We start from the raw sequence: 11362 nt of genomic DNA, 5'->3' as shown, positions 1-11362 counted from the left end.
GGGTCGATGATCGGGATGCCCAACCGGGAAAAGTTATGAAGATCGCATTCGTAAGTGGCTTGTATCCCCCTGCGATAATGGGCGGGGCGGAGATCGTGCTGCAAACGATAGTGGAGGGTGTTCGGGAGGAAGGGCATGAGGTGGTCGTGCTTACCACCAAGGAAGGAGGCGACCACGTTCGGGAGGTCGTGAACGGAGTTCGCGTCATACGAGTGCCCATTCAGAATATTTATTGGCACGGCTTGCGAGACCGTCCAGGGCCTCTGAAGAGGGCGGTCTGGCATTCGGTAGATTCCCTGAATGTCCGAATGGTTTCGATTGCGAAGGACATCTTGATGCAAGAGCGCCCGGATACGATCAATGTGCACAAGATTGACGGGTGGTCCGCGGGCATCCTGGGCGTCGGACAATCGCTTGGTATTCCCACGGTCCAGGTTCTTCACAGTTGGGATTTCATGTGCCCGAACGCCAACATGTTCAGGAAAGGACGAATGTGCGCAAGTCGGTGTCTGAGCTGCAGGATTCTGCGAATTCCACACAGGTCGATTTCGAACAACGCGGATGCCGTCGTGGGAATTAGTCAGTTCATGCTCGATCAGCACGTGTCAGAGGGCTATTTTGAAAGGACGAAGCATCGCGTGGTGATTCATAACGCACGAGACCTGCCTTCGGCAAAAAACGTCCCGCCTCGATCCCCGACCCGCGGCTTACCGAAGAAAACTATTCTTGCTTTTGTAGGGACAATCAACCAGGGAAAAGGAATCGAGCTTTTAATGAACGAGTTCTTATCCATCGGCAACCCGGATGCTGAACTTTGGATCGCCGGAAAGGGACAATCGCAGTACGAAGCAACTCTCAAGTCCCGGTACGCAAGTCCACAGATAAAATTCTTGGGCTACGTTGAACAAGCTGAGCTGTTTCCACATATTGATGTCCTCATCGTTCCCACGCTGTTTCACGAGAACTTCGCGACGGTCGTATTGGAAGCGTTCGCCTTTGGCGTACCGGTCGTGGGGTCGCGGAGGGGGGGGACGCCCGAAATGATTCGGGATGGAGTGAACGGAAAATTGTTCGAGCCAAATAATGAAGGCGAACTCGCAACGATATTGTCGGATCTGCTGCAAAATAGGGACGAGCTGGAGTCGCTAGGACGTGAAGCGAAGGCGTCTGCAGACGAATATTCGGATGTAAGACGATGGGTGAATGAGTACATCCGACTCAATCAAGATCTCGCCGCGATACACGAGAGTTGAAATGGGTGACGCATGGACCAGATCATTTTTGATGCACGATGGATGGGAATGGGCGGCATCGGACGGTTTGCGGCAGAGATATCAGAGGGCGTAGGCCTGCCGCACGCGGAGCTCGTGGGCAACCCTGCGTCACCATTCGACTGGCTATACCTGAGTGTCAAACTCGCCTCAAGGAGAAGCGATGTTTTTTTCTCCCCAGGATATAACTATCCGCTGTTCTATCGCGGAAAGGGCTTGCTCGTCGTACACGATCTGATTCATGTCGATGTTCCCAGCACCTATAGAACGTTGAAGAGAATATATTGCAAGACCATTCTTGCATCGGCGTGCCGCCGGGCCAGCGCAGTCCTGACGGTCTCCGAATTTACCAAGGAACGAGTGGCTGAGTTCACCGGAATTTGTCCTCAGAAGATAGTGGTGGTTGGAAATGGGGTTTCGGATGCATTTTCGCACGCGGGCCCACGCTTTCAGCTTGGCAACGGAACGAGCTACCTTCTCGGGATATCAAACGGAAAGATACATAAAAATAATAGGAACGTGATAGCTGGATTCATGAAGGCAAATCTTGGCAGCAAAGTGAAATTATTGTTCGTTGGATCGCCATCGAAGGAAGTCTCATCTTATACGGCCAGCCTCGGGATTGAGGATCGGGTCAGGTTTATGGGGCGAGTGTCGGAGGATGAACTTGCGTCTTTGTATCGAGGAGCCCTGGCACTGGTATTTCCTTCGTTGTACGAGGGATTTGGTTTGCCTATTGTCGAAAGCATGGCGTGCGGCACGCCAGTCATCACCTCAAATTGCACAGCAATGCCCGAAGTGGCGGGCGAGGCCGCGATCTTGGTCGACCCCCGCTCCGAAGACGAGATAGGAATGGCAATCGGTCGTGTCTCTCGAGACTCTGAGTTGCGACGGTCGATGTCCGATACGGGAATAGAGCGAGCTCGAATTTTCAAATGGGGCGACGTGACCAAAAAGGTCGAGGCAGCACTGATGGAACTGAATCTTCCCCGAGATCGGAAGCGCGGCGCTCGTGACGGCAGAGTGAGTATGCCAGAAGACGGCAACTGTGCCTGAATCCAGGGGAAAAACGGCATGATCATCCTACAGGCCAAAGCAGATTCGCGAGCATCGCTTCGCGCAGCATTGAGTGGACTGGCGTGACAATGGGCTGGTCTGGGACAAATAACGTCCGCAGGGTGGGGGTGTCCGTTGAATAAGCGTCTCGTGCCTGCCTTTCTGATCGTTTCGGTCATGCAACTGACCGACATCAAATTTTTTAGTGTAAAGGTCGGTGATATATTTTCGCTCGCTCTGATCGCCCTCTATCTCATAGATGTTAGGTCGTATAAGGTGAATAGGCTCTATTCGAGGCTCGTTCTTGCCTTCACCGTGTGCATGGGTTTGTCCGTCGTGTCGCTGAAATACACCGATCTTTACGTGATCGCGGGATCGGACTCGATCCTTAAGAATCCAGGGATCCTGAGCCTTTCGCGCTATGTTCAATATATCGGCTGTGTGTTTTTTGCTCTTTATGTCAGCAGATTGCAGCGATTTCAAAGGCCGCATCAATTACTCGGACTTCTTTCCGCAATCGACATGTGGATGCTGATCTGGTGTGGCTTTTTTTTGCTCTGCTGGATGGCAACTTACGCAGGCGTCGAAACGCCCTTTACCTACGCCGACCACCGCCTTCGCGGCGGATACGTAGAGGGCGGTCCATTCGGGCTTTTCGTGTGCTTTTATTTTCTCGTGCGGTATGCGACCCTTGGTTGGTCTTGGCCGTGGGCAATACTCCTGGGAGGTCTGCTCGTAGCATCACAGGCTAAGGCGGCGGTTGCCTTTTTGATCATTGGCTTCATGGCATCGACGTGGTATTCCGCCTCTGCCAGCAAAGCATTGAAACGGCTCACGATCGCGCCGGTTGTCATCGCTATGGCGGTCATCATCGGTAATGCCACCTTCGGTCTCGGTGACAGACTATTGGGATACTGGAATGACTATTCCGACATCGAGAGTGCCATTGCGGCGCGCTCGGATGATCAAAGTTTAGTAATGGGGCGAATTGCAGCCATGTATATTGCCCCAAATATGTTCGCCGACCATCCAATGATCGGCGTGGGGTTTGGCAACTACTCGCTTGCAAGGAATAATCCGACATACCGTGGTCCGCTGCCACCCGTGAACGAATGGGATCTTTCTGGCTTGGGCGGTTTAGTGAACTTCGCGCTGGAATCGGGAATCGTGGGGCTCGTATTGTTCTTCTGGCCATTTACGCTCTTCTACCTAAGCGCATCAAAGCCGGCCCGCTACATGATTGCTCTATTCATGCTTGCTATGGTTTTCGGAGTCCAACTCTATTTTCAATACATCTGGCTAGCGCTGGCCATTGCAACTTCTCTTCCACTCGCAGCGTGGAATCGCAGGATTCGAAGCGCTAGGCATGCGAACGTGGCGCTCCCGCCGCGCGCAGTCACCTCGGCGAATATTCGACCTCGGCGCCACCAGCCTTGACTTCGAGTTCTGCGCACAGGGGTAGATGTGCCGTACGAGTATGCTGAGTCCGGGAAAACAAGACCGTGATCGAATTCACATCGACATTCAGGCCGACCACGCAGAGCGATGGCACAGCGTGCGTGACTAGCCTGGTTGGCAGGATTGTCCATGGTGTTGGCGAGAACTCGTCCGGCGTGTGAACTATGCTAGGAACCGTTGACAGACTGACTTTCTCAACTGTCGTCAGCATATGATGCAGCAACCAATTTTCAGGAAGGCCTCTGGGAGAAATCGGGGCGCTCGAAGCGAATGCGCAGTCGGTGAAAGTTATGGAGTCACGAGATTGTTCGCTCCGCGAGACAGCGTGCTTTGACTGGGCCGCTGCCAATGATCCTGACCACATCAAGCGATTTCGGTTGCAATGCTGAATGGCCTCGCAGCCAAAGCGGTGAATTTGAGAATCTAAGTCATTTCATCACGTAATTAGGAGCGCAAAATGCTACAGTCAGCGGCTCCGGCCTATGCGACGGCGGACGCAACTGAGTACCTGATGCCGGTATCCGTGGGGCAATCGTGCCGTCGGCTCGTTCCGGTTATCCTTGCCGGCGGATCTGGGACGCGGCTGTGGCCGCTTTCGCGCGGGCATTTCCCAAAGCAGTTGATCGGAGTGGTGGCAGCCAATTCGCTACTTCAGTCGACCGTCACGCGAATGAAGGGCTTCACGGGCGACTTCGATGTCGATGCGGAACCAATCATCGTTTGTGGAGAAGAGCATCGTTTCGCGACGGAGGAGCACATGCGCTCGTGTGGCGTCGTCGCGACCATCATCGGAGAACCGGCGCGTCGCGACACGGCGCCCGCGCTTACGCTCGCTGCGCTCGAGCTGCTGAAAGACGGGCACGACGCGATCATGGTCGCAATGCCCGCAGATCATTCCATCGCCGACGTTCATGCGCTCCATCAGGCAATTTGCGTGGCTGCCGGATACGCTCAACGTGGCATGATCGCGACGCTTGGCATTCCGCCTACGCGTGCCGAGACTGCCTTCGGCTATATCTGCATCGGCGATGCGCTTGATGACGGTGCACACCGCATTGAACGTTTTGTCGAAAGACCTGCTGCTGAAGTCGCTGCGCATTACGTAGCGTCTGGCATGTATTGGTGGAACAGCGGGATCTTCGTTTTGCGCGCGAGCACTTGGCTCGATGCACTCGCCCGAGCCAACCCCGAGATGCACGGGGCGTGCGTCGCTGCCCTCGAGGAAGGCCAACGCGAGGCGAAGTTTGTCCGACCCTGTCCGTCCGCGTTCGCCCGCGTTTCATCCGACTCTATCGATTATGCCGTGATGGAGCACATAGGCAGAGAGGGTTCACTGTGCGACGGTGCCGTCGTTCCTCTTGTCGCCGGATGGTCGGACCTCGGTTCGTGGGATGCGGTCTGGGAGGCGATGGATAAGGACCCATGCGGCAACGTGGCAAGCGGACGCGTCATCTTCGAGGGGGCGACCTCGAGTTACGCACGGTCCGAGGGTGGTCGCCTTGTCGCGTGCGTCGGCACCACAAACGTAATCGTCGTCGAAACCGATGACGCAGTACTCGTTGCGGACCGCTCACATTCGCAGGACATCAAGGGACTGGTCGCACGAATTCATGAGCAGAATGCGCCAGAGGCCGAAACGCACCGTAAGGTGCATCGGCCGTGGGGATTCTATGACTCGATCGCGCATGGCGAGCGCTTTCAGGTGAAACGTATCGTGGTCTCGCCCGGCGCGCGCCTGTCCTTGCAAATGCATCATCATCGAGCAGAGCATTGGATCATCGTATGCGGCACGGCGCTCGTGACTCGCGGAGAACAGCAATTCTTGTTATCAGAAAACGAGTCGACGTTCATTCCACTCGGAGTACGGCATCGTCTCGAGAATCCCGGCAAGGTGCCGCTTGAGTTGATTGAGGTTCAATCCGGCGCCTATCTGGGCGAAGACGATATCGTTCGCTTCGAAGACGCTTATGGTCGAACCTGACACTTCCACAGACTAATCGAGAGCAGAGCGTTCGGCATGCGCGATCCTCAGGAGTTACTGTCGGCGACTCAGCGTCGGCACAAAGGCCTGCCGGCGCGGCGGTGAGGTTGCATTTCCTGGACGGCAACATCACCGAGCCCAGCAGTTGCAAAGGCATTGATTGCTTTGACGGTGGCCCTGTCGCTCGCGCCGTTTCCGTGTGCGGCGCGCACAACATGCGTGGGGCGCTTCGTATCCCGTTCCGTGCTCGCGTACATGGGTCAAGCCGGCCAATTTGCATTGATCTCGGCGCTACGCGCTTTCATTCCTGATTTCGAGTACGGAAAACTGATGTAATCGTCGAGTCACTTTGAACCGGAGACAGCAATGGCCTTAGTCGACAAGGCGTGGAAATCCGTGTCAAACGAAGTAGAGTCGCTTGATGTCTACCAAGAGAGCCGCTCGCACGCACACCCGTTGCGATCGACCGATCGGGGATCGTGCGGGTCGCTCATGAACGACTCGCCTGAGTACGCCGGAGCGAAAGAGTCGACGCTATCGGAGCTTTCCACGCCGGAAGCCGCAACTCAGGCCACTTCGTTCGAGACAAACGCCTCCTCAAATGGACGGCTGCAGCTTGCGGCCAGCGAAGTCGCCAAGCGGACCATCGATATTGTCGGATCTTCGACGTTACTCGTTCTGCTCTGTCCCGTCCTTCTGGCCATAGGCGTCGTCGTATTGAGCGATGGTGGTAACGCGATCTTCGGTCACCCACGTATCGGAAGAGACGGCCGGACGTTTCGGTGCCTGAAGTTTCGCTCCATGGTTAAGGATGCGGACACGGTGCTCGCAGACCTGCTCGCAAAAGACCCTAAAGCTCGAGACGAATGGAATCGTGACTTCAAGCTCAAAAACGATATCCGAATCACGCCTATCGGACGGATTCTGCGGCGCACGAGTCTTGATGAGCTTCCGCAACTCTGGAACGTGCTTCGCGGTGACATGAGTCTGGTCGGTCCGCGTCCCATTGTGGAAAAGGAGCTCCCGAGGTACGGCGTCGATGCGCGCTTCTACTTGATGGTCAAACCGGGCATGACAGGATTGTGGCAGGTTAGTGGAAGAAATGATCTCGACTACGCGACGAGAGTCTCTCTCGATGTTTCTTACGTGCGAGAACGCTCGGTCTTGCTCGACTTATCTATTCTTCTACGAACCTTCAAAGTCGTTTTTGAGAAGGACGGAGCGTACTGAAGGCGCTCCGTTCGTTGTCGCGTGAAAGCGCATACCGTATAGCCTGGGACTTGCCTTCTGCCAATGGTGCTGACTGGAGGCGAGCGGAATTTGAGTCGCATCACAAAATATGCTTGTCGGGCGCGTGGTCGCGCGTTCATGTCCGTGCCGGATACGCCGCCAAAAAGGGGAAGAAGATGAAAGTTGCGATTGTCCATGAGTGGCTTGTCACACTGGGTGGTTCGGAAAGAGTCCTTCAACAGATCATTGAGTGTTTCCCGCAGGCAGATATCTTTACGCTGGTTGACTATCTTGAAGATCGCTCGTGGCTTCATGGCAAACAGGTGAACACATCATTCATTCAGAAGCTGCCGTTTTCGCGGACGCACTATCGAGCATATCTTCCGCTGATGCCGCTGGCGATCGAGCAGTTTGATTTGTCGCGTTACGATCTGGTCATTTCCAGTTCTCATGCAGTCGCAAAAGGCGTACTGACCGGGCCGGACCAGCTGCATATCAGCTACATTCACTCCCCGATACGATATGCATGGGATCTTCAGCACCAATACCTGAGGGAGTCGGGACTTAGTGTGGGGATCAGATCGGTACTGGCGCGGATGCTTCTACACTACATCCGCGTCTGGGATGCGCGCTCGGCAAATAGCGTTGACCATTTGATATCCAATTCACGCTTCATCGCTCGGAGGGTCAGGAAGATCTATGGGCGCGATGCCACCGTCATCTATCCACCAGTTGATGTAAGCGGACTGACCTTGCGTACCGATAAGAGCGACTTCTATCTGACGGCCTCCCGCCTGGTGCCGTACAAGCGGATAGATCTCCTCGTCGAGGCTTTTTCGAAAACGCCCGAGCGACGCTTGATCGTGATTGGCGACGGTCCGGAAATGAAGAGGGTGAAAGCGGTCTGCGGACCTAATGTACAGTTGCTTGGCTACCAGCCATTCGAGGTTTTGCGCGACCACTTACAGAGAGCACGTGCCTTCGTCTTTGCAGCGGAAGAGGATTTTGGAATTTCGGTCGTCGAGGCGCAAGCATGCGGGACGCCGGTCATTGCTTTCGGAAAAGGTGGTGCACTGGAGTCCGTAGTAGGTTTTCCGAAGCAGCACCCGACCGGAGTCTTCTTCCGAGAGCAGACTCCGGAATCCATTCTGGAAGCGGTCAAGTGCTTCGAAAACAACGCTCATCTCTTTGAGCCTGCGTCCTGTCGAAGGAAAGCCGAGCGATTTTCCAGCGAGATCTTCAAGGCATCGTTTCGCGCGTTCGTTGAGATGCGCCTGGCGTGTTTTCGCCTCGATTTATTGGACGCCGAACAGTCTGCGCGAACCGACAGCGCCGGCGCCATTCCAGAACTGCCGCACGAAGCGAGTACAACCGGCAGCTAGGAGGCTTCAAATTTCAGCGATTCATAACTCAATACTGCGAACGGGCATGAACAATGAGCGGATTAAGAAGACGCATGCTCACGCGGATCGGAAATAGCGTACTCGCCGGGATGTCACTCGTCGCACTTCGCGCAAACGCTACGAGCGTAGTCTCATCCGAGGCACCCAAAAATGGACGCAAAACGGTATCGCTGCTGGACTACTATGCGAACGGAGTATCGGGCGCCTTTGTTGACCGCACCGGTACAATCGACAGCACGCGAGGAATTCAAAAGTTCTTCAATGATTGTGGCAAGAGTGGCGAGATCGCCACTATGCCGGCCGGGCGATATAAGATAAGTGGGCCACTGACCTATTCCGGAGCGGGCGGAATTTTGATGGAATCGGCAGGCTACGGCGACGACATCACCGGCGATTGCGGCATCTTTCCGGTCGGATCCAACTATACAGCACTTACCGTCTCGGGCTCTCCGCACATATTCGACGTTACTCTCGGCGGTGGCGGGCAGAATCTTGACGGAATTTTGTTCAAGAACCCGCAAATGGCCAAAATTGGCAAGACACGTGTCTATAACTTCAATGGGGCTGGCGTACGAATCGATCGATGCTGGGACTGCCTTTTCGAAACCATCAGTGTCGAGTTATGTGGAAATGCCGGCAACTACGCGTTCTCAATGAACGATGCGGGCGATACCTGCAATATGTCGCATATCTTGCGCCTTCAGGTTGAACAGGCTCAGTATCGTGCGATATTTATCAGCCCAAATTCGTTGTCCTGCGTTATCGATAATATTCATTCGGAACGAGCCAAGACGGGCCCTGCACATCCTACGTGGGTTCTTGGCGGGAACCGTTGTCGCTATAACGGCGTACGTCTTCACGCGCTTGTCCCGACAACTGCTTCCGCTACATTTGACGGTGCTAATACGACTTTTGCGAACGTTTCGACTGAGGGTGCGGTGGCGGTGAGAGCGCAAGGCTACAACGGCACGTCGATCACTTTCGATACACCGTCGGTTGAAGGATCTTTTGGCGTCGTTCCAGACCAGGTTGGAATAATCACGATTGTCGGTGGTTCTATTGCCAACTTCAATTCGAACGCATATAGCTTTCGCGTTTTTGGAACAAGGATTTCCAGTCTCACGGTCGCATATTCGAACAGTGATCCGGAACAGATGCAGTTTTTCGGATGCAGTGTTGGAACACTCCGGAGCGTGTCGACGACGGCGGCCGCCAGCTTCACTGGATGCACGATATCAGAAAGCGGCTCGTATCTTGCCGATATAACTATTTTCAATAATTGTTCGGTAACGTCGACGAGGCCGATTGTCATCGCCCATAGTCAGAAAGTCATCGGGAATAATTCGAATTTCTCGGCCGGCGGGTCGGGCTTTTCCGTGGCTGGTAACGGCTGTATCATTTCTCGCGGCTCAACATGGAACGGTGCAATGTCGTTCACTGGGCAATGTGCCTCTTTATTCGATGAAACAAGTTCGGTGAGTGGAGCAGTGAAAGGCTTTTCCGCTCCGTCGGCCCTGACATGGATCAAAGGTGCAAGAACGAGGAATATCGCGCCGGCCGTGGGCTCGCCGAAAGGATGGGTCTGCGTCGTCGCAGGCATTCCTGGCACATGGATATCAGAAGGAAATCTTTGAGAAGGGAGTCAAGCCGATGTTGGAGCGGCGCGTGCCTGATACCAGACCGGCCGGCCCACATGCCTCATAGCGCCCGGCATAGTCGGCTGATCTGGCACACACAATTCAACAGCCGCCTCGATGACTGTGATCCATCTCAGTTCCGCCCATGCTTGTCGTGATCAGTCCATTGCTCGCCATCGAAGCCTCCGTCGCCGCGAAACCCGCGACCGATCAGCATACGTGGCATCAAAGCGGACATTTCAAAACTTTGGCCATAAACGGACATTACTAAAGAGCCCTGACACACAGTGTCACGGCCAGATTGAAATGTCGGGGTATGAGCTTTTTAGAAATGTCGGGTTTTGCGTCTTTAAATCCCTCTTTAAAAGCTCATTTCCCCACCGCGGCTGCCCGCGTTTCGGCGGTACTCAGCACCGCCGCATTAAGCTGTTGTTGCGTCAATTCTCGCTGCGTTCGCGTGCTCACCTTGCGCTCTTTGGGCCGCGGCGCGAGCCCCTGGTTCGTGCGCGAGGGCATACCTGAAGCGCAGCGATCATCGCGCTGCGCCTGCAACACCTGGGCGACCTGCAACGCGTGCCCCAGGCGTTTGTTGTCGACCACGGCGCCCTGATCGATCTCGGAGAGCCGATCGTATTGCCGATAGGCGAGGGCCGCGCCATTGACCCGGATCTCGATGCGTCCGTCCGGATATTCGAACACGTCCAGATACTGGTGAATCAGTGCGCGATTCTCCGGCGTGTCGTCGAGCATGTAGATCACCCGGTCATACTGCACCGTCAACACCTTGGTGACACGGCGCGGCACTCGTGAAGTGAGAATCAGGTCGAGCGATTCATCCGCGCGCAACGGTCGATGCGCATCGAACGTGCTCCTCGGTGTCTTGCCGAAGCGGCCATTGAAGTCGGCGACGAAGTGGGGCGCATACGCATTGGCGGCTTCCTGGGTGTCGATGCCGCGCAGCCGTAGCTCCTTCACCAAGCGGTCCTGCAGCGTCAGATTGGCCCGCTCGACGCGTCCCTTGGCCTGGCTGCTGTTGGCACACCAGGTATCGATGTTGAGCTCGTACAAGGCTCGCCCGAACTGCGTGACGCCCTTGCCAGCAGTCTCGGCATGCCCATTGCAATGAAACACCGCCGCCTTGTCGCTATACAGCGCCACCGGCTTGCCATGCGCTTCGAGATACTTGCGCATGGCCTCGAAGTAGCTGAACGTGGATTCGGTCGCCGTGAAGTGCAAGGTCATCAGACGGCCGGTTGCATCGTCGATGAACACGAGCAGCGTGCATGGCGGGGCGCGGTCCTCGAACCAGCGATGCTCGCTGCCATC

8 protein-coding genes are annotated in these 11362 nt (G+C 55.3%); 7 read left to right on the top strand and 1 reads right to left on the bottom strand.

All coding sequences use genetic code 11. The annotated features are described in order from the left end of the window. Positions 1-35: 35 nt before the first annotated feature. The 7 genes from AWB74_RS00040 (at position 36) to AWB74_RS45465 (ending at position 10033) form a co-directional block, all read left to right on the top strand. A complete protein-coding gene (locus tag AWB74_RS00040; RefSeq protein WP_160110220.1) occupies positions 36-1253 on the top strand; it encodes a glycosyltransferase family 4 protein in 1218 nt (405 codons plus the stop codon). Between the two features lie 12 nt (positions 1254-1265). After that, the gene (locus AWB74_RS00035) at positions 1266-2327 is read left to right on the top strand and encodes a glycosyltransferase family 4 protein (RefSeq protein WP_061144756.1); all 1062 of its coding nucleotides are present in this window, start codon (positions 1266-1268) and stop codon (positions 2325-2327) included. Positions 2328-2462: 135 nt separating this feature from the next. Beyond that, a complete protein-coding gene (locus AWB74_RS00030) occupies positions 2463-3764 on the top strand; it encodes an O-antigen ligase family protein (RefSeq protein ID WP_143749129.1) in 1302 nt (433 codons plus the stop codon). Between the two features lie 478 nt (positions 3765-4242). Continuing rightward, positions 4243-5766: a mannose-1-phosphate guanylyltransferase/mannose-6-phosphate isomerase gene (locus AWB74_RS00025; RefSeq protein ID WP_407642375.1), complete on the top strand. Its 1524-nt coding sequence runs from the start codon at positions 4243-4245 to the stop codon at positions 5764-5766. A 366-nt stretch (positions 5767-6132) separates the two neighbouring features. Beyond that, positions 6133-6996, top strand: a complete 864-nt coding sequence (locus AWB74_RS00020; protein WP_061144754.1) for a sugar transferase — start codon at positions 6133-6135, stop codon at positions 6994-6996. Between the two features lie 176 nt (positions 6997-7172). Next, positions 7173-8378, top strand: a complete 1206-nt coding sequence (locus AWB74_RS00015) for a glycosyltransferase family 4 protein (protein WP_061145211.1) — start codon at positions 7173-7175, stop codon at positions 8376-8378. A 74-nt stretch (positions 8379-8452) separates the two neighbouring features. Continuing rightward, positions 8453-10033, top strand: a complete 1581-nt coding sequence (locus tag AWB74_RS45465) for a hypothetical protein (RefSeq protein ID WP_143749128.1) — start codon at positions 8453-8455, stop codon at positions 10031-10033. Positions 10034-10405: 372 nt separating this feature from the next. On the opposite strand, the gene AWB74_RS00005 is transcribed toward AWB74_RS45465, so the two are convergent. Beyond that, positions 10406-11362, bottom strand: a 957-nt coding sequence (locus AWB74_RS00005; RefSeq protein WP_061144752.1) for an ISNCY family transposase, incomplete at its 5' end; no start/stop codon positions are given.

It is taken from the genome of Caballeronia arvi, assembly GCF_001544695.2.
Taxonomy (GTDB): Bacteria; Pseudomonadota; Gammaproteobacteria; order Burkholderiales; family Burkholderiaceae; genus Caballeronia; species Caballeronia arvi.
The sequence above is the reverse complement of the archived record's forward strand: the minus strand, read 5'-3'. Positions and strand labels throughout refer to the sequence as shown.

Excerpts from the sequence above, each read along its gene's own strand:
- AWB74_RS00040 (WP_160110220.1), top strand. The coding sequence starts at position 36 with ATGAAGATCGCATTCGTAAGTGGCTTGTATCCCCCTGCGATAATGGGC.
- AWB74_RS00035 (WP_061144756.1), top strand. The coding sequence starts at position 1,266 with ATGGACCAGATCATTTTTGATGCACGATGGATGGGAATGGGCGGCATC.
- AWB74_RS00025 (WP_407642375.1), top strand. The coding sequence starts at position 4,243 with ATGCTACAGTCAGCGGCTCCGGCCTATGCGACGGCGGACGCAACTGAG.
- AWB74_RS00020 (WP_061144754.1), top strand. The coding sequence starts at position 6,133 with ATGGCCTTAGTCGACAAGGCGTGGAAATCCGTGTCAAACGAAGTAGAG.
- AWB74_RS00015 (WP_061145211.1), top strand. The coding sequence starts at position 7,173 with ATGAAAGTTGCGATTGTCCATGAGTGGCTTGTCACACTGGGTGGTTCG.
- AWB74_RS45465 (WP_143749128.1), top strand. The coding sequence starts at position 8,453 with ATGCTCACGCGGATCGGAAATAGCGTACTCGCCGGGATGTCACTCGTC.